Below are 26,413 nucleotides of genomic sequence, written 5' to 3' on the forward strand. Positions count from 1 at the left end.
ACAGCCCTTTCTTTGATACATCTACTATTACTGTGCAGCTTTATAAGCCTCTTCATATTCTTCAGCAATTTGATCGCCACCTTGGGCACGCCAATTGCTGATTGCTTGTTTGAATCCATCTTCATCTATTTGTCCCATAATATACTGGACAGTTGCATCGATCATGATTTTTTCGATTTCTGAACCGACTTCATTGTTTTTCTCTGAATCTAATGGAACCGTTGGATCTAACACAACAAACTGTTCATTTTCTTTGACTAATTGATTGGATAATTCTTTCTCTGGATCAGCATCTTTAAATGAAAATGTAACTTCACTTGGTCTTGAACTGGATAATGGTTGCACTTCCTGTTGCCAAAGATCCATGTCGATGTATTCAATCGCGCCATCTTCTTGCAATTGGTAGTGTGTTCCTTCAATACCACCTGTCATCAATTTATACATATCTTCTTCTAATAAATCATCGACAAACTGGAGTAATTTCTTCAATTGTGCTTCATCTTTGACCGAGGATTTAGGAAATGCCAATAGTCCCCCTACGCCATTTCCTTCTGACCATACATGGTAATCCCCATCTTCACCATCTGATATTTTATTTACTGGCACAAGCTCCATCTCTGGTTGAATATCTTTCCCCATATTTTTTAGGTTTTTGATATCGATCATCCCGGTATAGATCCCTGTTTTACCTTGTGCAAATTGTTCCTGTTGATCTGTCTTTTGAGTCACTGCAAAGTCTTGCGCTAAGTAACCGTTTTCAAATAAGTCTCTAGAAAAATTCATCGCTTTCATATACTCATCTGTATCAAATTCAGGTGTAAATTGACCGTTACTCTCTACTTTCCAACCATTCGGTGCACCGTAATACGATGTAAATAATTTGAAGCTCGTGTAACGGATATCACTCGGGGCGCGATCGCCAAAACCAACTGTATCATCGACACCATTGCCGTCTGGATCATTTTCTGTGAATTGCTTCGCTACTTCATAAAGTTCATCCAATGTATCTGGTACTTCCAATCCTAGATTGTCCAACCAATCTTTTCGGATAACTAAACCTGCACGAGCGTAATCTTTTTGCATAGGTACGCCATATAGTGCACCATCGATACTTGCCGCTTCGATTCGATCCTCTGATATCTTACTTAAATTTTTGTAGTCAGCTAAATAATCAGACACATCCCAGAAAACACCGGACTTTAACGCATTTCGCACAGAGGAATTTTTCAACATAGCAATTTGTAGTGTTACGATATCTCCCAGCTCATTTGAAGCTAATGCAGTGGTCAACCGTTCCTCTTTTGACGCATCAGGAATCCAGTTGAACGTCAATTCTGAATTGGTTTTCTCCTCGATTTTATCAACGATCGTATCATTAGGCGGCGAAGCTGTATGTAAAATGTTCAACCACGTGATTCGTGTTTTTCCATCCTCTGTATCTGCGGATGTATCACTTGAATCATTGCCACAAGCTGATAAAGCAAGTATGCTGAGCAAACCGATTCCTGCTGTTACTAACATTTTTTTCTTCATAATTGTTCTCCTTCACTGAATGTATTTTTATCTATTGCTACTTCTTTCTTTTTAAGACGATCAAATAGTTGCACCGCTGTCCAAGTGATGGCAAAAAAGAAGAAGCTACTCCCCATGAATGTCAACATACCAGGCACTAAGCGAATAATTACCGCATAACTGCCAATAATGATTAATAGTAAAACAAGTGAATAATGTAACTGAGAAAAACCAAACAAAAAAGCCATTTTGATTTTATAAAACATCCCTTGCCATTGGTAATGGGCCATAATCGGGAAAATATACAGCGCAGATAACACGTAAAAAAAGCTGATGACCAAAATCACTACGCGTAAGTACCAATTTTGGATATAGGCAAGATCTACGTACAGGACGAAAGCAACTGCAAAATATAACCAACTGATCAACAACGTTTCTTTGTAATTTTCTTTAAAATAGCGAAAGTACGTATGTGTCAGTGGAAAATCTTCAGATGAGCGTAGCCACTTTCGGATCACTGAGACCATTGCGTAAGACGCTGGACCAAAAGTGAATAGTCCGAGACCCAAAACGACTAATATTCCCCACAAAAAATTTAAGTAAACGAGTTGCAGGAGTCTGATCAAATTTTTATTTGTACTCTCTAACTTTTGCAACATCTGTTTGCTCCTTTTCTAGTACACACCGTCTTCACCCAATTTTTTTGCTACCTTGTTCGCAAGTACGACCATAAACAAGCCCACTACACCTTTGAATAAGCCCATTGAAGTACTAAAACTTAATTGTCCATTTTTCAATCCAGCAGTATAGATATATGTATCAAAAATCTCTGCCACACTGCGATTCAATGAATTGAGTAGTAAGTACATATGCTCAAATCCTAAGTCAAGTGTTTGACCAATTTTTAAAATCAACAAGGTAATGATCACTGGACGGATCGCAGGTAATGTCACATGCCACGTCTTACGTAAACGTCCTGCCCCATCCATTTCGGCTGCTTCATATAATTGCGTATCTACTGCGGTGATTGCAGAGAGATAAATGATCGTTGACCACCCTAGTTCTTTCCAAATCACCTGTCCAATGTAGACTGTTCGTGTCCAGTCAGGCGACGTCAAAAAACTTATTTTATCTAGCCCAATACTGGCCAAAAATTCATTGATGACCCCACCGTCCACATTCAAAAAGACATAGGTGATTGAGACGATGATGACCCAAGACATGAAATGCGGAATGTAAATGATTGTTTGGATACTATTCTTGAATCGCTTGTTCGTTACTTCATTCAATAGAAGTGACAGAATGATCGGCATTGGGAAAAAGACAAAAATATTCAGTCCAAACAAAATCAGCGTATTCCTCAACAGCATAAAAAATGTTGGCTCAGTAAATAATCGAATGAAGTGCTTGAAACCAACCCAAGGACTACCAAGAATCCCCAGATAAGGTTGATAGTCTTGGAACGCAATCACTAAGCCACCCATAGGTAAATATCTGAAAACAATGAAATAAAGGATTCCTGGAAGAATCATCAAGTACAAAAATTTATTCGTTTTGATTCCAGCAATCGTCTTCCTTCTTCTTTTTATTCGTTCTTCCTTTTTTGATAAAGTAATTGAACCCAGCTCTCTTTTTACACTCTCCATAAGCCCTCCTTGTTAAACATTGTGTGACTTTAACCGCTATCCACAGCATAAAGGAAGAAAAGTAATTCCGTATATAATCATTTTCACTGACGTAGGTAACTGCCGATCATCACTTGATTCCTCACTTTCCGCTTCATCTGATCGATTTTTTAGGTAATGCCCGTTGCAGCTATATGAAACCTCATGATTTTCCTTCCCTAAAAAATGATTATGTACGTAATTTCAAGCAGATGATAGATTGGAGGTACAAAAATACTTATGGTTTAAGGAGGGTTCTCTCTAAATGAAAAAAAAGGTTTCGCTTGGAGAAAAAAGCTTTACGATTTTTAATTCCATTTTTCTACTATTATTAGCTTTGATCTGTATCGTACCGTTTTTAAATATCATCGCCACTTCATTTGCTTCTACACAAGAAGTCGTAGCAAAAAAATTCATCCTTTTCCCTACTACGTTTTCTTTAGATGCCTATCGTTACATCTTATCTACACCAACGATTTTCCGAGCTTTAGCTGTTTCTATTGGGGTTACTGGGCTTGGGACGGTCGTCAGCATGTGCGTGACTTCATTGATGGCCTATGGATTATCACGTAAATATCTTTTTGGGCGAGGATTTTTTAACTTTATGGTTGTCTTTTCCATGCTCTTTAGTGGTGGAATGATCCCGACATTCTTAGTGGTGCGCTCCTTGGGATTGATCAATTCGTACTGGTCGATGATCCTACCTGTAACTGTCAACGCCATGAACATGATCATCATGCGTAACTTTTTTCAAGCTTTACCTAATAGTTTAGAAGAATCTGCCAAAATGGATGGCTGTACTGATTTTGGAGTCTTTTTCAAAATTATGTTGCCCCTTGCTTTACCTTCCATTGCGACGATTTCACTTTTTTATGCTGTGACCTATTGGAATACTTATATGACGGCGATTTTATACATTAACGATTCCTCAAAATGGCCGATTCAAATCTTGTTACGTCAAATCGTGATCGTGTCAAGCGGGATGCAGGCAGAAAGTAGTGCTGTCGATATCATTCCACCGGCACAAACGATCAAAATGGCCGTCATCGTGATTGCTACAGTGCCAATGTTGGTTGCTTATCCATTTGTTCAAAAGTACTTTGTAAAAGGGGCATTGGTCGGCTCTGTCAAAGGTTGACCCTTTCATACTTAAAGATACGCTTAAAATTAATTATTCATTTAAATAGCACGATCTAAGAAAAACTAATTTTTCAAAGATCGTGCTATTCCTCACAATAAAAACAAATATTTTTCCTGAGTAACTCATGTAGGACTTTAATGATCGGTGTCACTAAGTTGTCCTCAGCGGTTTTTCTTACGGTACTCACCAGGAGTGACGGATTCTTTCTTTTTGAAAAAGCGAATAAAATTTTGTGAGTTACGATATTTGAGCCTTTCTGCTATTTCTTTCACGGATAACGTCGTCTCCGTCAACCACTTCTTAGCGATCTCTAAGCGATAGTTCTGAATGAAATCTCCAAAGTTTTCACCGGTTTCTTTTTTAAACACGTTACTCAAATAGTTAGGATTATAATGAAGGCGATCTGCCACCATGTCTAGCGACAGATCACAATCATATTCGCTATAGATGATATGGATCATTTTTTCTGATAACGATTTAAACTCTTGCTCCGTGATTTCTTGAGAGTTTTTTGTGATCGGTTGAACAAATTGTTCTAACAGCAATTGTTCAAGTTCTTGAGGATGATAAGTATATAACACCTTAACATATATTTGCTTCAATTCTTCAAACTGCGTAATATTCACACCCAATAGTTGCCCCAACTGAACAAATTCATTGACTAAACGAATAGCTACAACTTCTCGATTCAATCGATTTTTATTTTGAGTGAACATCTCAACGATCAATTCGTGAAGAAGGCAACTGACGTGTTCGTTTCCTGAACGGATTGCTTCAAATAAACGATTTTGTTTTTCCATCGGATATTTGATCAGTGTCTTCTCCTGTTGCTCTGAGATGATTTCATGGTAGAACACAATTGAATTTGGTCCAGTGTTTACCCGATGATATAAGGCTTCTTTCGCTTGGTCGACAGATTGCTTACTGTCATTCAGTGTAGTAAAACAATCACTGATCCCAATGCTAACAGTCAATTTGAGATATTCTTGAATCATTTTTTGTATCTGGCGACAGTGATCCATTACTTTTTTATTCGCGAATACTTCTTCCTTTGGACTTCGATAAATCGTTGCTTGCATTTCTTCGTTTAGCACGATAGGAATCATTCGTTCTTCTTTAGGAACAATCTCAGCAATCATTTGGTTGATAGCCAATAGCAATAAATCTCGTTCTCCTCCATGGCTCTCTTCTAAAAAATCGATCTGCACGATTGCTGTATAGTAACATTCATTTTGCGAGTCATAGTTGAACTGCTGTAATCGTTGATCCAATTCCCGTTTTTCCACACGATTTCTAAAGAGGCTCAAGACAAATAAAGTTTCTAGCTGTGGTTTCTGTGTAATCAAATTCGCACTTAATAGTTCATTTTCACCAATTACTTGGCTCACTGACTGGACAACGTTCTCTAGTTTCTTCCCAGACAAGCCTTCCGAATGGAGATTCAGTCGGTCTTGAATCTGACTGATAGGACGAACATATCGTTCAGAAAAGATATAGGACAAGCCCCCCAGTAAAATGATCAAAGTAAAGGATACAGTGGCTAATCCGATTTGCAAGTTTCGGACAGTCGTACCTATAGTTGCAGGATCGATCTCTAATTGATACTGCCATTGATTGTAATCAGATTGGAGCAAGATGAAATTCCGACCATTCCTTTGAACCACTGTTGGTACATTCGCTTCTATATTTTTGACTGTTATCATCCCTTCTCTTGATGATTCAGCATCGGTAAAAAGGATCTCTGCTCCATAATAGATCGTTAAGCGGTCTTCATTGCTTCGTTCAATGATTCGTTTCAGCGCCTGGTGGTCGATCGAAGCAAAACCTAGCGCATATTTTTCACTGACTGCTTTAGGTAATGCAACAACCATTTCAATTCCATCAGATTGTTTCGTCCAAAAAACTTGTTGATCTTGATGGACGTACTGGGCTTTTAAATCAGTCGCTTCTTGTGGTGATAGTTGATTCAGTGAACCATTGACGACACCCCAACCGCCTTTTAGGCTGACTAACTTAAACGCATTTTCCTCCATTGCGATCGTTTCAATAAAATTAAGTTCTTTTCGTACTTCGGAATAAATAGCGTAGTCGGTATGATTCAAGGGAGATTGAAATATTTCGGAGAAGTTTTTAGTGGAGCCGTATGTAGCGAAAGAATACTCGATTGTTCGAAACTTCCATTCTACATTTGTTTTGATTTGTTTCAATAGATTTTGTTTATCTAGTAAATAGTTCTCTTCAATCGAGTCATAGGTGTTGGTATAGATAAATAAGCTAAAGCCAATGACCAGTACCATACCGATAATAAAAATCGGTAAAAACATTTGATAAAACAACATTTTATTTTTCATCAAACTTCCTCTCCTCCCGAAATTAAAAGGCTTACATTTTATGTAAAATTGATTATCTTCTAAAGCAATGAGTATCTTCACTCTTTCAGATTAACATACTACTATTTAAAAACATAAGTTTTTTTGAAAGAGTCAAACCTAACGATATCAAGCTATGTTGACTAAAACTTCTATTCATATTACGATGAATGCGCCACCAATTGATTGATTTAAGCATGAACACGAGCAATAGATTTTGCTATCAACAAAAAACACCAAATTCGTGAAAAATAAGCATGTAGCCGTCATAAAAATAACAACTATTGATAATTCTCGTTACGTTTCAGAGATTTTTATCATAAAATTTTTGTCTCACAGAAAGGAAATCATTCAATGGAAAGATTAACTAAAAAGCAATACCCTAAAAATCAAGCTGCAATTACTTGTCTACAGTTTGGTGAAGGGAATTTTATGAGAGGATTCGTTGATTGGCAACTTCAGCAGTTAAACAATCAAGGCCTCTATCAAGGAAATGTTGCAATCGTCCAACCACTAGCTCACGGACTAAGTGACAAGCTGGCTGAACAAGATCAACTCTATACAGTTCTACTCCAAGGGTTAATTGATGGTAAAGTCATCGATACGACAGAGCCGATCACTGTGATCGACCGTACGCTCAACCCTTACGAGCAATGGCAAGAGTTCCTCGCATTGGCAGAAATCGATGAATTAGCCTTTGTCTTTTCTAATACGACAGAAGCTGGTATTAGTTATCATGAAGCCGATACGCAAAATGATCTCCCCCCAACAAGCTTCCCCGCAAAATTGACTGCCTTTTTGTATCATCGATTCAAAATGAATAAAAATGGACTCACGATCATCCCATGCGAACTGATTGATCGCAATGCAGAGCTTTTAAAAAAATTCGTTTTACAGTATGCAAAAAATTGGCAGCTTGAAACAGAATTTATCGATTGGTTACACCAAGAAAATCATTTTTATTGTAGTTTGGTGGATCGGATCGTTCCTGGGTTCCCGAGAGATGAAATCGATGAACTGCACCAACGATTGGGATATGACGATCAACTGTTGGTAAAAGCTGAACCATTTATGTTGTGGGTGATCGAAGCACCGGAGGAATTGAATGAACACTTACCATTAAAAAAAGCAGGTCTGAATGTTGTCTTGACTGATGATTTGACGCCCTATCGTGAACGAAAAGTCCATCTACTCAACGGTCCTCATACTGCAATGGTGGCGATTGGTCTACTGTCAAACGTCTCAACAGTCGAAGAAGTCATGAAAGATCCTCTACTATCCGATTACATCAACACATTAGTGACTAGGGAATTGATCCCAATGCTACGCTTACCTGAAGAAGAGTTGCTGGCATACGCTAGACAAATCAACGAACGGTTCTTAAATCCTTTTGCACATCATCAATTACATGCGATTGCTTTGAACAGTGTTGCCAAATTTCAAACACGATTACTACCTATTCTAAAAAAATACATTGAAAAAAGGGAAGCACTTCCTTCCTATCTGACTGTCTCATTTGCTGCCTTGATCTTGCTTTATCGTGCCGATCATTCGAAAATCCATGTAAACGATGACCCAATGGTACTCGCTAGTTTCGCTGAAGCTTGGGCTGAGCCAGAGACTGCTGTCCTTCAACTATTGAAAAATCCAACGCTTTGGGGCGAAGATCTATCCGTACTTCCTGATTTAACAGAAACAGTTTCACATTACGTGACAGAGATCGATCAAAAAGGCATTCGTAACGTATTATATGAATTGAAAGGATGAAAAACATGACTGATCCAGATTTCTCCACTCGAATCATCCAATTACACCCACAGGACAGCGTTGTCGTAGCTACTACCACGATTCCAACGAATACAACACTTCGCTTCGATGATGTTACATTAACTACCTTTGAAGAAATCCCCTTAGGTCATAAAATTGCTTTGTCTGATTTGAGCGCAGGGGCTGATGTGATCAAGTATGGCTATCCGATTGGTCATCTCTTGACGGATGTCAAAGCAGGACAATGGATACATACGCATAATATCAAAACAAATCTTTCTGGTGAGGAAAGCTACCAATACCAACCAAAATCATGCCCCATCGTCTATCCACAAGAAAATCGCACCTTTCAAGGCTATCTTCGTGAAGACGGACAAGCTGGGATTCGCAATGATCTCTTTATCGTTCCAACCGTTGGCTGTGTCAATGGAATCGCTGAATTGATCATCCAAGAATATAAAAAACGACATGCAGATGACAATCCTTTTGATCATCTCACGATTTTAAAACATCCTTATGGTTGTTCTCAATTAGGCAAGGATCATGAGAATACGAAAAAGATTCTAGCTGATGCGATCCATCATCCGAATGCTGGCGGTGTGCTTGTATTTGGATTAGGTTGTGAGAATAATACGATACAAGAATTAAAGGCTAGTTTAAATAAATATAACAAACAACGAGTAAAATTTTTAACTGCCCAAGATGTCACTGATGAAATAGGACATGGCGTCTCTTTGCTTGAAGAATTAGCAGAAATCGCACGAAGAGATTTCCGTGTTCCTGTTCCTCTGGATAAACTAACGATTGGGCTAAAATGCGGTGGTTCAGATGGGTTGTCAGGGATTACTGCAAATCCATTGCTAGGTGCCTTTTCTGACTATTTGATTTCACAAGGTGGTAGCACGATCTTGACGGAAGTGCCCGAAATGTTTGGTGCCGAACAAGTTCTGATGGCACGAGCAGAAAATCAAGCAGTCTTTGAATCGATCGTTCGATTGATCAATGATTTCAAACAATATTTTCTCTCTTATAATGAACCAGTCTATGAAAATCCTTCTCCCGGAAACAAAGCAGGTGGTATCTCTACCTTAGAAGACAAGTCACTTGGTTGCACCCAAAAAGCAGGAAATTCAACGGTAGTCGATGTGTTAGCTTATGGTGAAAAAGTACGTAAAACTGGGCTGAGTTTACTGGAGGCACCTGGTAATGACCTTGTTGCCGCATCTGCGTTAGCTTCTGCTGATTGTCAACTCGTCTTGTTCACCACAGGCAGAGGAACACCTTTTGGTTCTTACGTTCCCACGCTAAAAGTATCAACCAATACACCTTTATTCGAACGAAAACAACATTGGATGGACTTTGATGCTGGTGAATTGTTGACTCAATCCATGGCAGAGGTCTTACCTTTATTTATCGATAAAATCATCCGTGTTGCGAGCGGAGAAGAGACAAAAAACGAAGCCAACGATGTAAGAGAACTAGCTATTTTTAAAAATGGTGTCACACTTTGATTTTTCTTATCACTACCCAATCTGAAATTGAAAGAAGTGAAGTAAATGTTTTTATCTGATGATTTTTTATTAACCAATCAATGGTCAAAAAAACTGTACCATTCATCTGCTGAAAAAATGCCGATCATCGACTATCACTGTCATCTATCACCAAAAGAAATTTATGAGAACAAACCTTTCACTAATTTGACAGAAGCCTGGTTGAGTGGCGATCATTACAAATGGCGTTTGATGCGAGCCTGTGGTGTTCCAGAAGAAAAAATCACTGGTCACGCCTCAGATTACGAAAAATTTTACGCTTGGTGTCAAACGGTGCCGAAAATCATAGGCAATCCTTTGTATACTTGGACACATCTTGAATTGAAACGTTTCTTCCAAATCGATTTACTGATCAATGAAGAAAATGCTCTTAATATCTGGGAACAAGCAAATAAACGGTTAGCTGAACCAGCGTTTCGTCGACGAGAGATTGCGAAAAATGCGAAGGTGACTGTCATTTGCACAACAGATGATCCCATTGACGAGTTAGTCTATCACGAATTATTGGCAAAAGAAGAACCTGATCTCACAGTATTACCAGCGTTTCGACCAGATGCTGCATTAAATCTCACCCACGAGGGATTTTCTGAATGGTTGTCAAAATTGTCTCACGTAATTGGCAAACCAATCGCTGATTACACTTCTTTGATCACCGCATTGAGTCAAAGGATCGACTATTTCCACCTGCATGGCTGTCGCCTATCGGATCATGGATTAGATCGCTTGTCCTATCACAAAGCTTCTGAAAAAGAACTTGAACAGATTTTCCAGAAAGCATTGGCAAAAGAAACACTGACACAGACAGAAATTGATGCTTATCGAACAGAAACACTCAACCGGCTGATCCCTCTGTATCATGCGCATAGTTGGACGATGCAGTTGCATCTCCATGCTTATCGTAACTGCAATACCCAAGCATTCACACGCTTAGGGCCAGATACTGGTTACGACGGGATCAACGATCAACCACTAACCAGCCACCTGCAACAGTTGCTGGATCATGCCGAGAAAAACGATCAATTACCGAAGACCATCCTTTATTCGCTCAATCCAAATGATTATCCCTTACTGCTTGCTCTGATGGGTAGCTTTCAAAAGGAAACGGCTGGAAAACTCCAACTCGGTTCTGGTTGGTGGTATAACGATACCCGAGCAGGCATGCGTGAACAGATGACACAACTTGCCAATAGCGGTGTTTTAGGAAATTTCGTCGGTATGTTGACGGATTCTCGCAGCTTTCTCTCTTATACACGACACGAGTATTTCCGACGTGTTCTCTGTGAGCTGATCGGTGAAATCGTGGAACGAGGCGAAGCGCCCGAAGACATCCCTCTTTTAGGAACCTTAGTGGAAGATATCTGTTATACAAATGCGCGAAACTATTTCGGTTTCTTTGAGGAAGAAAAGTGACTATGCAAACGATCCATATCGCAGGCGATTCCACTGCTTCAATCAAAAACATGACTGCTCGACCAGAGACCGGCTGGGGAGAAGTCCTCGGTAAATACTTCCAACCTAAGATTCGGATAAACAACCGAGCAAAAAATGGCCGTAGTTCAAAATCATTCATTGAAGAAGGACGATTCACTTGCTTGAAAGAAGAATTTCAAGCGGGAGACTTTTTACTGATCCAGTTTGGCCACAACGACCAAAAAATCACTGAAGCAAAAGGAACAGAACCATTTGGTGGGTATCTGGAGGCACTTGATATCTATGCGCAAACAGCCTTATCCTTAAATGTACAGCCAATTTTCTTGACCCCTGTCACACGACGCCTTTACTTAAAAAATGGGGAATTAGATCCGCACTGCTTAGGAGAATATCCAAACGCAATGAGGCAATTCGCAGAAAAAAATAACTACCCTATTTTGGATGTTTTTACTCGATCACAAACTACTCTTCAACAGTATACGCAAGAAGAAACAAAAAAATTCTACTTGCATTTACCAGTTGATACTTATGAAAATTATCCCTCAGGCCTTTGTGACAACACCCATTTTAGTCCAGAAGGCGCTGCTTTAGTCGCTCAACTCGTCGTTGAACTACTAAAAGAAACAGATTTTTCATTAGTAAATTACCTTGAAACCTCTTCTATCTAAAACTCGATTCAAAGAATTTACAATTTTCCCCAGACAAAGCGTGTCTGAGACATTAGGACTCTCGCCCCCCTAAAACCGAATAAACGGCGGGAACAGAAGTAACCTCTTCGAAAAATAAGGAGCCACCCACAAAAATTTTAAAAACAATTTTCGTGGATGGCTCCTTATTTCTTGAGGCTAAACACTTCTGTCCCGACCTCATTCAGTCTATTAAATTATGACTCACCGACACAATCAAAGACTTTGTGTTTGATTGTTATTCTTTGGTTTTTCCGCTAGCGAAGGCCTTCTAGCCGTAATTGCCAAGCTGACACCCTCTTTTAATTTTTCAAACATAAAAAGATCTTTATTTTCTATTTGTGGACTTTGGCGGATTTCTTGAAAGATCATTCGTTGGTCTTTCACCGTATAACGTGCATATTCGTGGATATAACGATGAGTTATCATGAGCGAAAGAAGAGAAAAAGGCGTGTGGTTCTTTTGTTTTTCTGTTAACCGCTGGTAAATGACTCGATCCAGTTTTTCTGCCCAAATCAAACTGTTTTGATAATGCTCGAAATGCGTTTTTGTGGATACCCAACGAAAATGTTTATCATAGGCCCATGAATCTTCGACAAGTTGATGTTTCATTTTTTTTAGTGTCTGTAGTAACTCTTTTGTTCGTTTATGTAGAATAAATTGATTGAAAAGGGCTAAGTCAAAAGGTTTTGTAACATTCAATTCTTTAATAGGTGCGTTAATTTCAATTGTCATTTTTTTTCGCATAGGTTCACATCCTCTCATTTGTTTATTGGTGTCTTTCTGCAACTTAATGATAACAAAGGATGATCCTTGCCTGTCCATCACTTTTTCTTCTGAAAGAAAAAATTGTTTTTTATAAAAAAAACTGGCATGAAATCTATAAAGATTTCATGCCAGAGAGTTATTTTGCTGATGACTATTCGCTGTATAAGTCGCGTACTGGTGTCATGATGATACGGTTCAAATCATTGATGATCGTGCTGAATCCTTGTTCTTTTTGCATCAAGTCATTGATAACTTCTTCTGTTTGGATTTTCATTGCCATTTCTTGGGCTCTGGCAGCATCTTCATCGCTGAATTCTTGTCCGCTCATTTGTTTTTCTTGTAATTCGATTTGCATTGCTTGGAAATCTTTGAATAGTTGATGTGCTTCTTCATTCGCTTTTACTTTTGCATAAGCTTCTTCTAACTCTTTGAATTCTTTTAGTTCACGAATCTCACGTTCGATTTGATTTGCACTATCATAAATATTTGACATACGACGGCCTCTTTTCTTCTATTTAATAAACTCTATTGTAACATGAGGTGATTCGTTTTCAAAGTGCCTACTCTCCCTGGAATCGACGCCATAGATCTCGTGTTGCATCACCGATACCTTGTACGCCTTCTCTCAGCATATCACCAAAATTCCTTAGACCGTCTTTCGCTTGTTCGCCATAACGATCTAAATTGTCTTGCCAGTTCCCCTGATTCTCTTCATTGGTTTGTGAATTATCTGGTACTTGATCTGCTGGGACGACTTGACCACCGGTAGCATAGGCATCCGCAACATTGAATCTTGTTTGCTCAGTGTAAGGCAAGATGCCTTCTGCTGCCGATTTGAAGACTTTCCCCACCACATTGCCACTTGTACCTTCTAAGTAGTGAAGTTCACTCGTTTCTTCAAATCCCAACCAAGTAGAGATGACTACATCTGGGGTATATCCAACAATCCATTGGTCATTCGCTTTTGTTGCATCAAAATTGGTTTCTGTCGTTCCTGTTTTTCCTGCCACCGTATAACCATATGGATTCGCTGCAACACCCGTTCCATTTGAGAACGTACCTAGTAACATGCTGGTCATTTGGTTCGCCGTTTCTTCGGAAATGACCTGCTTTGGTTTACTGTTGGTATTATCAACGATGACTGCTCCAGTAGAGTCAACGATCTTGGTGATCAAATGCGGTGTATACATCTTCCCATTATTGGCAAATGAACCATAAGCCCCCGCCATAGTCATAGGAGATACCCCATTTTTCAAACCACCTAACGCTAACCCATAATACTTGTCTGAATCAGCTAAAGGTAAGCCAAATTCTTTTGTCTTATCAAAGCCTTTTTGAAGACCGATCTCATGAAGTAACCACACAGCTGGTAAATTCAAGCTTTGAGCAACCGCTTGATACATCGGTACTTCCCCTTGATAGGTCCCATCAAAGTTATGTGCATCATAATAAGATTGTGGTTTATCTTCAAGAATACTTGACGGTGTATAGCCAGCTTCTAATGCGGGAGCAAACACACTAAGCGGTTTGATCGATGAACCAGGTGAACGTTTCATCTGCGTCGCAAAGTTGAATCCTCTAAAGACATGTTCCCCACGTCGACCAACGAGCGCTGCAACCCCGCCTGTTTTCGGATCTAGTGCAACTGAACCTGATTGGACCATGGCACCATCTGTCGCATTTGGAGGGAATAACGCATCATTTTGATAAGTCGCTTCTAGTTGTTGCTGATAATTCTGATTCAATGACGTATAGATTTTATAGCCTTTATTCATGACATCTGCTTCATCTAAGCCATATTCACTAACAGCTTCATCAATCACTGCATCAAAATAATAAGGATAACGATAACCAGACTCCGAACCAGTATACGTATCATTCAAATAGTGCGTGATGTCCGTTTGAGACTCAGCAGTTGCTTGTTCTTCACTGATTTTACCATTTTCTGCCATCACACTTAGCACTGTGTTTTTCCGATTATTGGCATTTCCCGGATGATCGATTGGGTTGTAGATACCAGGCCCCTTTAGCATCCCCGCTAACGTAGCAGCTTCAGACAGAGTGACATTGTTAGCATCCACTCCGAAATAGCGTCTAGAGGCATCTTGCACGCCCCAAACCCCATTACCAAAATAGGCATTGTTCAGATACATCGTTAAAATTTCTTCTTTGCTGTACTTCTTCTCGATCTCAATCGCTAGAAAAAGTTCTTTTGCTTTTCGGTCAAACGTTTGATCTAGTGTAAGATACGCATTTTTGGCTAACTGTTGGGTAATTGTACTTCCGCCACCCCCGCCTGTACCACCAGATGTAATCATCCTTACTGCTGCTCTGGCAATCCCTTTGATATCAAAACCAGGATGTTGATAAAAATTCCGGTCTTCGGTCGAAATAACGGCATCTTGGATCAATGGAGAAATCGCATCTAACTCCACATAAGACCCTTTTTGCGCATACAACGTCCCAGCCTCTTCATTATTTTTATCATAGATCACGGTCGATTGACTCAAACCAGATTTCAGTGTTTCAACATTCGCTTGTTTTGCTAATACAAATAGATAAATACTCGTGATCAATACGAAGATCAGTCCGATCAGTAAAATCAACTTGTTGATATGATATTTTTTCCAAATACGCTTGCGCCAGCGATGGAATTGTCCAAGGTAAGGCTTAATCCATCGCCAAAAACTGATGAGCGCAGTTTTTATTCTTCCTAGCATGCTCTGAAAATCCATTCACTTCTTCTCCTGTCTATTGATCTCATTCTTCTCATTTTAACATAACTAATTATGCGTGACGTCCTGCTTGAGATGTAGGTGTACGCTTTGTTTATTCACAATGTGGATAGTTTAGCATATGAAATGACAGAAATTTTCCATTTTTTTCTTAAATATCTGTTAAAAATGTTACAATGAATCTGAATTTCAATGAAAGGTGTGAGCATGTGGACATCACGATCACGTTACCTGAATCTCATCCAACGATGACGATTCGAGAATTACTAGAAAACGAGTGGCTTGTACCAAGAAAAGTCCGTCACTTTTTGCGTATACGTAAAAACGTCTTAGTGAATCGCGAACCTGTTTTATTCCATCACGAAGCAAAAGCTGGGGACCAGATCACTTTGCACTTTGAGGAAACTGACTATAGTTACCAAGATGTTCAATTGGGGGAAGCAACAAAAGTCAGCGTGTTGTACGAGGACGAGCACTTGATCATTGTTAATAAACCAGTCGGTATCAAAACGCATCCGAATGAACCGACGGAAACGAATACGTTATTGAATCATCTGGCTGCTTACTTAGCTCAAAAAAACCAACGTCCATATGTCGTTCACCGATTAGACAAAGAAACAAGCGGGGCTGTTCTATTCGCTAAAAATCCTTTTATTTTGCCTATTTTAGGTAGAATGTTGGAACAGAAAAAAATCTACCGCCGTTATCAAGCCGTTGTCTGGGGTAAAATTTCTCAAGATGTAACAATCACAGACAAAATCGGCAGAGATCGTCATGATCGTCGCAAACGAGTGGTCGATCCAAGAAATGGGCAACCAGCCAGCACACATGTCCAAGTCGCCGAAGTTTCGGCAGATAAAACAAAGGTCTATTGTGTCCTAGATACAGGGAGGACGCATCAAATCCGCGTACACTTAGCGCATCAAGGCCACCCCATTGTTGGTGACCCGCTCTATCAAACGAAGTTAGCGAAACGTTTGATGCTCCATGCGTTGGAACTCCATATGACCCATCCATTTACACAAGAAAAAATCATTGCACGAGCATTGCCGGGATTATGGTAAACACTTGAAAATAGTCATAAAAAAAGCTGAGATTTGGGAACTTAATACGGTCCCGATTCTCAGTTTTTTCCTATTTCTATCAAAAAATATAAATCGACAGTAAGCATCTATATGTTTCACTTACATTATATGTATATAAAACATCAAGGAAATCATTCATATGAATATTGAAAGAACTAACCTTTCGTCACAAATTGCTGTAGCAACCAAAGCGACTGCTGTTACTATGGAGAACATGACCGCTGCAATAGATACTGGCTATGAAAAATTGATGCAAGCTGTTGCCCAACAAGGTGCCCAACTGATTAGCGCCCCCTACTGTGCTTATCTGAATAGCAACGAAGACTTTACCGTCTTTGACATTGAGTTAGGGATTCCTATCAATACAGCTATTTCTGCAAGTGATGAGGTGTATATGAGTCAAACGTATGGTGGAAAAGCCGTTATCGCCACACATCAAGATTCTTACGCCACACTTGAGGCAACATACGAGGCAATGCTGGTTTATCTCCAAGAAAATCATTTGGAAAATACAGGCGTTTATTATGATTACTATCTAAGTAATCCGCTTGATACACCGGAAGACCAATTATTGACACAAGTTGTTTTTCCAATCAATTAAGTTCGGATTCATGTTGCTCCAAACCAGTCTCATTTGCAACGATTATTTCTTGTAAATAATACTTCTATGACCAATAGCAAATATTTCAATTATAATTTCAGAGTCAATTATATTTGCTAGTATGCGATAATTCCCAATGCGGTACCGCCACTCACAACCTCGATTTCCCGTCAATCCTTTACCGTGTTGTCGAGGGGTGCTGGTTCCTTCCAAATTTTTTCTAATCCAAGCAACGATTATTCTTGCTTGATTTCGATCCATCTTTCTTAACTGTTTCTGCGCTTGAGGCATATAGATAACTTTATACTTCATCTAACAACTTCTCCATGCCAGACTGAGAAATCCCCTTCTCTTTTTTCTTTTTAGAAAGTGCCATTGCATCTTTTAATAATTTTAAATCAATCTCATCTTCGATTTTATCAAGTACTGAAGTCCTGTAAAGTTCCGTCAATGATGAGTTATGTGCTTTAGCATATTCTGCTACTAGTTCTTTTTCATCATCTGGAATTCTAAATGTAATTGTGGATTGTCCCATAATCTACCCCTCCCTCTAATTTGTAACAACATCGTACTAAAAATACATTCTTTTGTCAACACAACGTTAGTACGTAACATATAGAATAAAAAAGAACGGCTACCAATAATGACAGTCGTTCTCTATACCTATTTTTATTCAAGTTTCCATCTAAAAATTAAAAGTCGCTATTTTCTTCTTAGATTTATGCAAATGCGTTTGCTTCTCGATGTGCCTTTTCCGCTAACAGCAGACTTCCAATGATCCCACTTTCATTCGGCATGCCCCATTGAACAATATACTCATCTACTGGCGGTGTTTCCATGTAACCAGCCATCAATGTCATAAATTGTTCTCTCACTTTTTGTAGTAAGTGTGCTTGATTCATGACACCACCACCTAAAATGATTTTTTCTGGCGCTAACGTCAATGTATAATTGACTAATGCTTGTGCAAGATAATATGCTTGGATATCCCAGACAGGATGATCCTCAGGTAAATTTTGTCCTTTGATTCCTGTACGTGCTTCGATCGATGGTCCAGCAGCTAATCCTTCTAAACAGTCTTTATGGAAAGGGCAAGTTCCTTCGTAGTTGTCTTCTGGATGACGTTTGACCATGATGTGTCCCATTTCCGGATGCGCACTACCAGAAAGGATATCGCTATTCAACACGACTCCGCCACCAATACCTGTGCCGACAGTCAAATAGATGCAGCTATTTTTACCTTGCGCCGCCCCTTTCAACAATTCGCCATATGCCGCAGCATTGACGTCGGTTGTCCATGCCAAAGGAACGTCGTATCGTTGTTTGATGCTTCCTAAGAAATCAAAATCTCGCCATCCTTGTTTAGGCGTAGCTAAGACATAGCCATAACGCTCATTGGTTGGATCAATACCGATGGGGCCAAAGGAACCGATTCCAATTGCTTCTAATTCAAAACGATCAAAGAAATCAAATACTAACGCCAACGTTTCCTCTGGTAAAGTTGTCGGTACACTGATTTTTTCAATGATTTCTCCCTGATTTGATACTGCACAAATAAATTTTGTTCCACCTGCTTCTATTCCACCATACATCAATTATTCCTCCTCAAAGCCGACTGTCCGAATCTCATAAGGCTGGAGCATTTCGTCAATCGTCTCTTGACATTCTTCTTCAAGGAGATTCAACCGTTTGCCTTTTTTGCCATTTTTCATCAAATGTAACGATTCTAAATGACTAGACATATTGAATCCTCTCGCTACTAGTTTATCATTAAGTTTGCTTCGTTTCAAAGCAGTAATTGCAAACGTTTCCCCTTCGATTGATAAATATTGTTTTTTCGGTGATAGTTTGCCTACTTGATTGGACAATTGCTTTGTCGAAAATGGAATTTGAGCTGCATAAGCATGTTTGTATGTGTCAAATTTATCTTTTCCGGAGTGAACCTCTAAACTGTAATCGAATTGGTGAACACCTAAACACTGTGCCTCCGGTGTCGGGAAATAACCCCAGTCGCCCATCTCACCGACGCAACGCAGTAATGTCACCGCAATAGTTTTTCCATCCAAGATTTCATATTCATTCAAACCAAAATTACCAATCGTTATCCCTTGGCTTTCATCCCCTAATTGGACAAAGGCATGTTGATGCTGGGGATTGGTCGGGTTCTCCCAACTTGCAGAGACTTGATTTGGACGAGCTACGACTTCAAAAATACTATCTGCTTCGTGTTGTTCCACATGTAACTTCGTCGGGAATAAGACACGTAAGCGATGATCTTTCATCTGATTGTCGATAGTTGTTTTAAAATCGATCTTTTTGCTCTCTGCACGCAACGTAATCAGTGTTGTGATTGTCAGTGGCTTTGTTTCTTTTGCGCGTTGGGCTTGTCTAAAGCGGAACTCTCGTACCATTTGTTGCTCTTTTTCTAACCGAGCATCTGCAGAAATAGGGATGTCAATGGTTTGAGTTAGCTTGATTTGAGCGATTTCAGATGTATCCTTGATGATCTCAACAGTACTTCTCGGTTGGTCTTTTGAAAGAATCGCTTTTTCATTCTCTGGTTGCTTGAAGATATATTCGTTACCGATGTCACCGACGTCTTCAAATGTCAATAACTCTTCAAATTCTTGCCCGGTCGTTTTATCCAATAAGGTCAATGTCCCATTTTGCTCAATGGATACATGCACGAATTGATTTTCAATACAGCTTCCTGCTTGAGTAATCATCGACTCTTGTTTTTCATCCGCAACTCCTTCAACTAAAGCGAATGTTTCCCAAGAAAATGCGGGCATTTCATCAATTGGTAGCTCAATCGTGACATATCTTGCCATATATGGCACTCTAAAGCGATCTTTCGGTAAATCATAGCCAAATGATACAACTTCTTCAGAAACCAAAGCTGGGATCTGTTTTTTGTCAGACGTTTCCACATGGTAGTATTTCTTAGGTTGCTCCGCCAATTCTTGATATAGCTCCTCTGGAATCCCTTCTGCAAATCGTTTTCGTTCCAACTCTAAAGTGATTACGGCTGACCCTGTTTTGGGCATTCCAGCGGTATTAAAAACGACAAAAGGATAACTTTCCTTCGAAAATCCACTGGTATCAATAGCTGTTGCCAGTTGATCCAACGCTTCTTGTGCTAAAAATCTCCCCACTTCATTGGCTTTTTCAAAACGCGGGATCATTTCTCGATGTACGGAGTCAACTGAACATCCGCAAATGCTATCGTGAGGATGGTTTTGCATCAGTGTTTTCCAAGCATAATCTAATTGATCGTGGGGATACTTTCCTGTTACTTCATACGCCATCGTTGCTAAAGGTTCTGTGACATTTTCAAGTTGACGCTGTACTTTTGTGTTCCACTGTTTGAGATAAACTCTCGCAGAAGCTGTATTGGCTAACGTATACCAGCCATCGGTTTCTTGACTCGTCAATTCTCCTTCAACTGCGCCAAGATCCTGAGGAAGATCCTGTTGTACAGTTGCTAGATAATCCGTAAAGTTGGAATGAATAAATTCATATTCAGGATACAATTCATTGGCTAATCGAATTGCTTTTGTTATATCTTTTTGTACAGGCTGGTGATCCACCCCATTCATCATCAGTAAATGGTCCGTTGACGCATATTGCTCGGCATCTGCTAACTTCTGATCCCAAAAACGAATCGCAGCCTCTTTCTCAGCTGGAATCTCATTCCCATTACTGTACCAGTTGGCAAACAATAACCCAAAGATCTCCGTTTGATCAGGACCTTTCCACCACATCTCAGAATATTGTGACGAATAGTTCTCAGCTTCTAGTACTTGATTATCAAAGCCAATCGGTTTCACCCCACGACCAAACGCAGCAGCTTCTAGTCCTACTTGCTTCATCATTTGTGGCGTTTGTCCCATATTGCCAAAGGTATCAGGGAAATAACCTAGCATGACCGGCGTTCCCCATTTGCGACTTTCTTCCATACCGATCAACATATTCCGAACATTTGACTCTGAGCTAATTAAAAAATCATCCTGTAAAATATAAAATGGTCCAATCCGTAATTTCTCTGCATCGATGGCTTGTTGGATTGCTTCTCTTTTTTCAGGACGTACTTGTAGATAGTCATCTAAAATAATGGTTTGTCCATCTAAATGAAAGCTGTTGAAGTCTGGATCGGTTTCAAACAGCTCCAACAAATCATCCATTAACTCCACTAATCGCATGTGATGTTGCTCATATGCCATGTACCACTCACGATCCCAATGGCTATGAGAAATGATATACACTTTTTTATTCATATCTATTCTCCTCCTTATTTTTCCACTCGGATATCAAAGTAATCCATGACTAACTCACAAAACATCATGTTTGCCCAAGAAAACCACTCTCTTGTATAGTTTTGCGGGTTGTCCACATCAAAACCTTCGTGCATCAAGTGTGTCCCTGCATCGGTCGCTACTAGTAAGTCAAGGATTCGTTCTTTTTCTTGTTTGTCTTCTGTCGTCATTCCTTCCATCGCTAGGGCGATTGGCCAAATATAATTCTCGGGCGTATGCGAAGAACCAATTCCTTTTGCATACTTCCCTTCATAATAGTAAGGATTCTCTTCACTTAACAAAGTGTTTCGCGTATTTATATAGTGTTCATCTGTACTGGAGCAATAACCCAAATAAGGTGCTGAAATCAAATTAGGCACATTGCTATCGTCCATTAATGAGGCATTCCCTAAGCCGTCTACTTCATACGCATAAATCGTTTCACCTTGTTGATTTTCGATTTTTCCATAGGTGGCAATCCCCTCTTGGATGGCTGTTTTTAAGTCGTTTGCTTTTGCAACGATTTCTTGGTCTTCAAGAATTGAGGTAAAAATCTCTTCCACATATCCTAGAATAACTACAGCAAACATATTGGATGGGACAAGGTAGCCATATTGACAGGCATCATCGCTCGGACGAAATCCTGACCAAGTCATACCCGTGGGCGCAATCGCCGATCCACGTCCCTCGTTGACTAACGTATCTTCTTTTCTTGTGGTGTCTCTTGTAAAGGTGTAAGGCGATTGTCGATGGTCTTGTTCTACTTGGAAAACTTCTAAGATTTTTTTTATTCCCTCAATAAATGAGTGGTCAAATTGATCTGTACGTCCGGTATTCTTGTAAAGTAAATAAGCTAGTTGAACAGGGTAGCATAAAGAATCGATTTCATATTTTCTTTCCCAGATCCAATCGTTCATTTGAGTGTGATCGGTTTGATGCCCTGCGCCATTTGCTTGTTCATTGAACGCATTTGCATATGGATCGATCGTGATATAGTAAAATTGCTTTTTGACTAACCCACTGATCATGTCAGCTAAATCTTCATCCTCTTTCGCAATCACTAAATAAGGACGAACCTGCGCGGTGGAATCACGTAACCACATTGCAGGGATATCTCCTGTGAGTAGAAAAGTTGTCCCATCCTCTTGCCTTTTGACTGTGGTCAATAACGTATTCGCAAAGGCAGAAGAAAAATTCTTAGCCCAATCTGCATGCTCTTCTCCACATTTTTGTATCATGTCATCCATAAATCGCTTCACTGAATTAGGTATATCTTTATAAGCCATATTATATAAACTCCCTTTTATTTGATATGTCATTATGGATTATACCTGCTTATACTATAAATGTCTACGCTTTCAATAAACTTTTTTCTATTTACTTTTTCAATTATTATGCTATGATTTAGTTATGATATATCATTAAGAGGTGTAATTATGGAGCAACCATTATATAAAACAATATTTTTAGCGCTAGAAAAAGCAATACATGATGGAACTTTACCTGTCGACAGTCAAGTTCCCACTGAAAAAGAACTATCCCAACAATACAATGTTAGTCGGATCACATCCAAACGGGCATTGACAGAATTAGAACAACTAGGATTGATTTATCGTGTACGCGGAAAAGGAAGTTTTGTTAAAGCTCCCAAAAAAGGTGTTCCTTCACGTAGTCTCTCTACTCAAAAAAGAATCTTATTTCTTTTGCCTTACTTGTCTGATTTATCCGTGGGTGACTTTACTCAGGGCTTGAATCCAATCATGCAAGAACATCAATTCGAGGTCATGATGACGACTTTAGATTTTTTAGAAACAAAGACAGCCAATGATCTGATGCAAGAATTTGATGGCTTGATTTATTATGCTTTTGAAACAGATCAACATCTTGACTTGCTTTTTGAGCTTTCCTTAAAAGACTTTCCAGTGCTCATGCTAGATAAAAAAATATATGAGTTACCTTTTCCAACTGTCTTATCGGATAACTTTCAAGGTGGTTCTTTAGGAACCAATCAGCTGATTGAACAAGGACACAAAAAAATTGCTTATCTTTTTGGCGATTTATCCCATCCACAATCCGTGAGACAACGCTATCTCGGTTATCTTGAAGCACTGAATAAAGCAGAGTTATCGTTCCATACTGCATTAAATGATCCAATGGCGACCACTAATGAATTAGCTAACTACATTCATACACATGGCGTTACAGCGTTTGTTTGTGAGAATGACTTAGTGGCAATTCAAGCAATGACTACGTTAAAACAATTGGGTTACACCATTCCCAATGATTTTTCCGTCATTGGGTTCGATGATATCCAAGCTGCTGCTTTGGTTGATCCGCCTTTAACAACGATTGCCCAAGATTTTCTCCAATTAGGCGAACTTGCGGGCAAAGCGATGATCCAGTGGTTACAAACAAAAGAAAAACCGGCTGACATCAAACATCCTGTTACTTTGATCCAACGACAATCGACAAAGGAGTATACACATGGACATTCAACAAATTGATACACGTCATGGCACTGCGAATCAAGCCAACTTTTCTAATGGGAATTGCCTGCCTTATACAGGCGTTCCTTTTGGTATGAACTATTTTGCCCCACAGACAAATGAACAAAGAGGTAGTTGGTGGTTTCACCCCGATGACCGGATTTTCCAAGGCTATCGTTTGACTCATCAACCTAGTCCTTGGATGGGGGATTTCAGCCACTTTTTGATGACTCCGTTCAGTGGAGTATTACAAGAACCCACGGTGTTCCATGCCCAAAGTTCGTATCGCCCAGAAGAATGTACTTTTTGTCCCACCCACCTTTCCATTGACCAATTGCGTTACGGTATTCAATCGACATTAATCCCTAGTATGTATGGCGGCATCCTTTCCATCACTTACCAACAAAATGATAGCGGTTTATTACTAACTTTTCCTGGCCGTTTCCGTCTTACTGCAAAAGATGCCTACACGCTAGAAGGCCAAGTCACTCATTTTGCGGGTGCAGAAGATCCGAATTTCACTTTTTATTTTGTTTTGAGTCTCGATCAGCCTCTGACAAGTAGTGAACTCGAGCATTCTAGCGAAAAAGCAGACACTGTAGCTCTTAATTTTGGTCATATCAAGCAACAGACGATTCGGCTAGGGACGTCATTCATCAGTAATGAGCAAGCTCACCACAATTTGGAACAAGGGCAAGAAAAACAAGAAAAAGACTATCTTTTAGACAGTCGGGAGCAATGGCAAAACTACTTTGATCGAATCAAAATCAACCATCATGATCAAAAACAAACGCAAACGTTCTATCACAATTTATATCGGACATTCCTATTCCCACAAACCTTTTACGAAATTGATCCAGAAGGAAAAAAAATCCATTATGATACCACTAGTTGTACAGTAAAAAATGGGATTCTTTATACAAATAATGGTTTTTGGGATACGTACAAAACGGTTTACCCACTCTTTTCATTGATTGCGGTCGAAAAATATGAAGAGATGTTGGAAGGTTTTTTAAACAGTTATCGAGAAACTGGCTTCTTACCTAAATGGCTTTCTCCAGATGAACGAGGTCTCATGCCTGGAACATTGATCGATGCAGTGATCGCTGATGCTGCCATCAAAGGTATCGGCAGTCAGAATATGCCGGAATTTTTAGAAGCCATGAAAAAAGGGGCGACAGTTCAAAGTGATCAACAAAATTATGGTCGCCAAGGGACAATCGATTATTTGAAGTATGGCTACGTGCCAAACCATTACCATGAATCGATCAATCACACACTTGATTATGCCTACAGTGATTTTTGTATCAGTCAAGTTGCTCAAACACTAGCTGATGTTGAAACAACTCATCACTATCAGCAACAATCCATGAACTATCGCAATGTTTTTGATACAACAACTGGTTTTATGCGTTCAAAAGACTGCTCAGGACAATTCCGTCCTGATTTCTCCTCTATCTCTTGGGGCACAGATTACGCAGAAGGAAGTGCATGGCAAAGTAGTTTTGCTGTTTTCCATGACTTTGCAGGACTGATCGAAGCGCATGGTGGAAAACAAGCTTTTGAGAACAAATTAGTTGAATTATGTAATCAACCGCCTAAGTTTGAAGTCGGTGGTTATGGGTTTGAAATCCATGAAATGAGTGAGATGGCAGCAACTGAATTTGGACAATTAGCCATCTCTAATCAACCAAGTTTTCACTACCCTTATCTTTTCCATTACCTTGGGAAACCCGAAATGGCACAACCTTTGATCAAACAGTTGCTTACGCAACTTTTCGATGCATCACCTACTGGCTATCCTGGCGACGAGGATAATGGCAGTATGGCCGCTTGGTATATCTTTAACAGTTTAGGTTTTTACCCAGTTACACCTGGAACCGGTGAGTATGTCATTGGTATCCCACTGTTTGATCAAGTGATCTTAACACTTTCAAACGGCAATCAATTGACTATCCATGCTACGCCTAATCAGCCCCAACAACAGTTTATTCACCATGTAAGTCGAGATGGCTACACTTATGAAAAGCTATATTTTACTCATAAAGATTTACTAAACGGTGGCACGATCAACTACCATTTAGGCATTGTTCCTCATACTAAAACTTATTCAGAGGATAGCTTGCCTTATTCTTTAAGTCGCCAAGAATCATATCAGTGGTTCAGCTAGAAAAGAAGCGTGGTTAAGGAAGCTTCTACCCCAGTGCTTACTCTGTAGTTAATTCCATTTGCCACCCTCTTCAGCACTAATTTTAGAGAATGTGCGACTTCATTAGGACTTTATTGAATGATTGATTTCACTCATGACTCGTTGTTTACAGAT

At 39.5% G+C, this 26,413-nt stretch carries 21 protein-coding genes; 9 read left to right on the forward strand and 12 right to left on the reverse strand.

Going from position 1 to position 26,413, the window contains the following annotated elements:
• Nucleotides 1-27: 27 nt before the first annotated feature.
• From IGK77_RS13345 to IGK77_RS13355, 3 genes are read right to left on the reverse strand one after another with little or no spacing between them, the layout of a single operon-like run.
• Entirely contained in the window at nt 28-1,533 is a 1,506-nt protein-coding gene (locus IGK77_RS13345; RefSeq protein WP_071867558.1) for an extracellular solute-binding protein, read from the reverse strand.
• Nucleotides 1,530-2,171, reverse strand: a complete 642-nt coding sequence (locus tag IGK77_RS13350; protein ID WP_071867557.1) for a YesL family protein — start codon at nt 2,169-2,171, stop codon at nt 1,530-1,532. Before IGK77_RS13350 ends, IGK77_RS13345 begins: the two co-directional genes overlap by 4 nt.
• Before the next feature lie 15 nt (nt 2,172-2,186).
• Entirely contained in the window at nt 2,187-3,158 is a 972-nt protein-coding gene (locus IGK77_RS13355) for an ABC transporter permease (protein ID WP_074801325.1), read from the reverse strand.
• 283 nt (nt 3,159-3,441) lie between these two features.
• Here IGK77_RS13355 and IGK77_RS13360 point away from each other — a divergent pair, with 283 nt between their 5' ends.
• The gene (locus tag IGK77_RS13360) at nt 3,442-4,314 is read left to right on the forward strand and encodes a carbohydrate ABC transporter permease (RefSeq protein ID WP_023520460.1); all 873 of its coding nucleotides are present in this window, start codon (nt 3,442-3,444) and stop codon (nt 4,312-4,314) included.
• A gap of 164 nt (nt 4,315-4,478) precedes the next feature.
• On the opposite strand, the gene IGK77_RS13365 is transcribed toward IGK77_RS13360, so the two are convergent.
• Nucleotides 4,479-6,668: a helix-turn-helix transcriptional regulator gene (locus tag IGK77_RS13365; RefSeq protein ID WP_074801328.1), complete on the reverse strand. Its 2,190-nt coding sequence runs from the start codon at nt 6,666-6,668 to the stop codon at nt 4,479-4,481.
• A 372-nt stretch (nt 6,669-7,040) separates the two neighbouring features.
• On the opposite strand from IGK77_RS13365, the gene IGK77_RS13370 reads away from it, so the two are divergent.
• The 4 genes from IGK77_RS13370 to IGK77_RS13385 are packed head-to-tail and all read left to right on the forward strand — an operon-like array spanning nt 7,041 to nt 12,102.
• Nucleotides 7,041-8,453, forward strand: coding sequence for a tagaturonate reductase (locus IGK77_RS13370; RefSeq protein ID WP_074801333.1), 1,413 nt, complete (start codon nt 7,041-7,043; stop codon nt 8,451-8,453).
• Nucleotides 8,454-8,458: 5 nt separating this feature from the next.
• Nucleotides 8,459-9,964, forward strand: a complete 1,506-nt coding sequence (locus IGK77_RS13375) for a UxaA family hydrolase (RefSeq protein WP_071867553.1) — start codon at nt 8,459-8,461, stop codon at nt 9,962-9,964.
• A 45-nt stretch (nt 9,965-10,009) separates the two neighbouring features.
• Nucleotides 10,010-11,413 carry a glucuronate isomerase gene (uxaC, locus tag IGK77_RS13380; protein ID WP_074801336.1) on the forward strand — a complete coding sequence of 468 codons (1,404 nt, stop codon included), beginning with the start codon at nt 10,010-10,012 and terminating at the stop codon, nt 11,411-11,413.
• A gap of 2 nt (nt 11,414-11,415) precedes the next feature.
• Nucleotides 11,416-12,102 carry a rhamnogalacturonan acetylesterase gene (locus IGK77_RS13385; protein ID WP_074801338.1) on the forward strand — a complete coding sequence of 229 codons (687 nt, stop codon included), beginning with the start codon at nt 11,416-11,418 and terminating at the stop codon, nt 12,100-12,102.
• Nucleotides 12,103-12,336: 234 nt separating this feature from the next.
• On the opposite strand, the gene IGK77_RS13390 is transcribed toward IGK77_RS13385, so the two are convergent.
• The 3 genes from IGK77_RS13390 to IGK77_RS13400 form a co-directional block, all read right to left on the reverse strand.
• Nucleotides 12,337-12,867: a hypothetical protein gene (locus IGK77_RS13390; protein ID WP_074801341.1), complete on the reverse strand. Its 531-nt coding sequence runs from the start codon at nt 12,865-12,867 to the stop codon at nt 12,337-12,339.
• Between the two features lie 172 nt (nt 12,868-13,039).
• Entirely contained in the window at nt 13,040-13,381 is a 342-nt protein-coding gene (locus IGK77_RS13395; protein WP_010734167.1) for a YlbF family regulator, read from the reverse strand.
• Between the two features lie 67 nt (nt 13,382-13,448).
• Nucleotides 13,449-15,623 (reverse strand): PBP1A family penicillin-binding protein, encoded by a 2,175-nt coding sequence (locus IGK77_RS13400; RefSeq protein ID WP_074801345.1) that lies wholly within the window; start codon nt 15,621-15,623, stop codon nt 13,449-13,451.
• A 209-nt stretch (nt 15,624-15,832) separates the two neighbouring features.
• Between IGK77_RS13400 and IGK77_RS13405 the strand changes: the two genes are divergently transcribed.
• Nucleotides 15,833-16,687 carry an RluA family pseudouridine synthase gene (locus tag IGK77_RS13405; protein WP_074801348.1) on the forward strand — a complete coding sequence of 285 codons (855 nt, stop codon included), beginning with the start codon at nt 15,833-15,835 and terminating at the stop codon, nt 16,685-16,687.
• 160 nt (nt 16,688-16,847) lie between these two features.
• Entirely contained in the window at nt 16,848-17,309 is a 462-nt protein-coding gene (locus tag IGK77_RS13410) for a GyrI-like domain-containing protein (protein WP_074801351.1), read from the forward strand.
• 42 nt (nt 17,310-17,351) lie between these two features.
• On the opposite strand, the gene IGK77_RS13415 is transcribed toward IGK77_RS13410, so the two are convergent.
• The 5 genes from IGK77_RS13415 to IGK77_RS13435 all read right to left on the reverse strand — a co-directional run bounded on the left by IGK77_RS13415 (nt 17,352) and on the right by IGK77_RS13435 (nt 22,890).
• The gene (locus IGK77_RS13415; RefSeq protein WP_071867547.1) at nt 17,352-17,621 is read right to left on the reverse strand and encodes a type II toxin-antitoxin system RelE family toxin; all 270 of its coding nucleotides are present in this window, start codon (nt 17,619-17,621) and stop codon (nt 17,352-17,354) included.
• Entirely contained in the window at nt 17,611-17,844 is a 234-nt protein-coding gene (relB, locus tag IGK77_RS13420; protein ID WP_074801354.1) for a type II toxin-antitoxin system RelB family antitoxin, read from the reverse strand. The genes IGK77_RS13415 and relB overlap by 11 nt, the downstream gene beginning before the upstream one ends.
• A 184-nt stretch (nt 17,845-18,028) precedes the next feature.
• Nucleotides 18,029-18,901 (reverse strand): ROK family protein, encoded by an 873-nt coding sequence (locus IGK77_RS13425; protein ID WP_074801357.1) that lies wholly within the window; start codon nt 18,899-18,901, stop codon nt 18,029-18,031.
• A 3-nt stretch (nt 18,902-18,904) separates the two neighbouring features.
• On the reverse strand, nt 18,905-21,586 hold the full coding sequence (locus IGK77_RS13430) for an alpha-mannosidase (protein ID WP_074801361.1): 2,682 nt from the start codon (nt 21,584-21,586) through the stop codon (nt 18,905-18,907).
• 14 nt (nt 21,587-21,600) lie between these two features.
• Nucleotides 21,601-22,890, reverse strand: a complete 1,290-nt coding sequence (locus IGK77_RS13435) for a glycoside hydrolase family 125 protein (RefSeq protein WP_074801364.1) — start codon at nt 22,888-22,890, stop codon at nt 21,601-21,603.
• Between the two features lie 150 nt (nt 22,891-23,040).
• Here IGK77_RS13435 and IGK77_RS13440 point away from each other — a divergent pair, with 150 nt between their 5' ends.
• Both IGK77_RS13440 and IGK77_RS13445 read left to right on the forward strand, forming a co-directional pair.
• Entirely contained in the window at nt 23,041-24,108 is a 1,068-nt protein-coding gene (locus tag IGK77_RS13440) for a GntR family transcriptional regulator (RefSeq protein ID WP_074801368.1), read from the forward strand.
• The gene (locus IGK77_RS13445; protein ID WP_074801371.1) at nt 24,089-26,260 is read left to right on the forward strand and encodes a GH92 family glycosyl hydrolase; all 2,172 of its coding nucleotides are present in this window, start codon (nt 24,089-24,091) and stop codon (nt 26,258-26,260) included. Before IGK77_RS13440 ends, IGK77_RS13445 begins: the two co-directional genes overlap by 20 nt.
• Nucleotides 26,261-26,413: the final 153 nt, after the last annotated feature.

Origin of the sequence: Enterococcus sp. DIV0806c, from assembly GCF_051710905.1 — a bacterium.
Classification (GTDB): Bacteria; Bacillota; Bacilli; order Lactobacillales; family Enterococcaceae; genus Enterococcus_B; species Enterococcus_B mundtii.

Bases quoted from the DNA above. Each gene is read 5' to 3' on its own strand.
- IGK77_RS13385 (WP_074801338.1), top strand. From the start codon at position 11,416: ATGCAAACGATCCATATCGCAGGCGATTCCACTGCTTCAATCAAAAAC.
- uxaC (WP_074801336.1), top strand. From the start codon at position 10,010: ATGTTTTTATCTGATGATTTTTTATTAACCAATCAATGGTCAAAAAAA.
- IGK77_RS13350 (WP_071867557.1), bottom strand. From the start codon at position 2,171: ATGTTGCAAAAGTTAGAGAGTACAAATAAAAATTTGATCAGACTCCTG.
- IGK77_RS13430 (WP_074801361.1), bottom strand. From the start codon at position 21,586: ATGAATAAAAAAGTGTATATCATTTCTCATAGCCATTGGGATCGTGAG.
- IGK77_RS13445 (WP_074801371.1), top strand. From the start codon at position 24,089: ATGGACATTCAACAAATTGATACACGTCATGGCACTGCGAATCAAGCC.
- IGK77_RS13400 (WP_074801345.1), bottom strand. From the start codon at position 15,623: ATGGATTTTCAGAGCATGCTAGGAAGAATAAAAACTGCGCTCATCAGT.
- IGK77_RS13365 (WP_074801328.1), bottom strand. From the start codon at position 6,668: ATGAAAAATAAAATGTTGTTTTATCAAATGTTTTTACCGATTTTTATT.
- relB (WP_074801354.1), bottom strand. From the start codon at position 17,844: ATGGGACAATCCACAATTACATTTAGAATTCCAGATGATGAAAAAGAA.
- IGK77_RS13355 (WP_074801325.1), bottom strand. From the start codon at position 3,158: ATGGAGAGTGTAAAAAGAGAGCTGGGTTCAATTACTTTATCAAAAAAG.
- IGK77_RS13425 (WP_074801357.1), bottom strand. From the start codon at position 18,901: ATGTATGGTGGAATAGAAGCAGGTGGAACAAAATTTATTTGTGCAGTA.
- IGK77_RS13435 (WP_074801364.1), bottom strand. From the start codon at position 22,890: ATGGCTTATAAAGATATACCTAATTCAGTGAAGCGATTTATGGATGAC.
- IGK77_RS13440 (WP_074801368.1), top strand. From the start codon at position 23,041: ATGGAGCAACCATTATATAAAACAATATTTTTAGCGCTAGAAAAAGCA.
- IGK77_RS13360 (WP_023520460.1), top strand. From the start codon at position 3,442: ATGAAAAAAAAGGTTTCGCTTGGAGAAAAAAGCTTTACGATTTTTAAT.
- IGK77_RS13410 (WP_074801351.1), top strand. From the start codon at position 16,848: ATGAATATTGAAAGAACTAACCTTTCGTCACAAATTGCTGTAGCAACC.
- IGK77_RS13415 (WP_071867547.1), bottom strand. From the start codon at position 17,621: ATGAAGTATAAAGTTATCTATATGCCTCAAGCGCAGAAACAGTTAAGA.
- IGK77_RS13345 (WP_071867558.1), bottom strand. From the start codon at position 1,533: ATGAAGAAAAAAATGTTAGTAACAGCAGGAATCGGTTTGCTCAGCATA.
- IGK77_RS13395 (WP_010734167.1), bottom strand. From the start codon at position 13,381: ATGTCAAATATTTATGATAGTGCAAATCAAATCGAACGTGAGATTCGT.
- IGK77_RS13390 (WP_074801341.1), bottom strand. From the start codon at position 12,867: ATGCGAAAAAAAATGACAATTGAAATTAACGCACCTATTAAAGAATTG.
- IGK77_RS13375 (WP_071867553.1), top strand. From the start codon at position 8,459: ATGACTGATCCAGATTTCTCCACTCGAATCATCCAATTACACCCACAG.
- IGK77_RS13370 (WP_074801333.1), top strand. From the start codon at position 7,041: ATGGAAAGATTAACTAAAAAGCAATACCCTAAAAATCAAGCTGCAATT.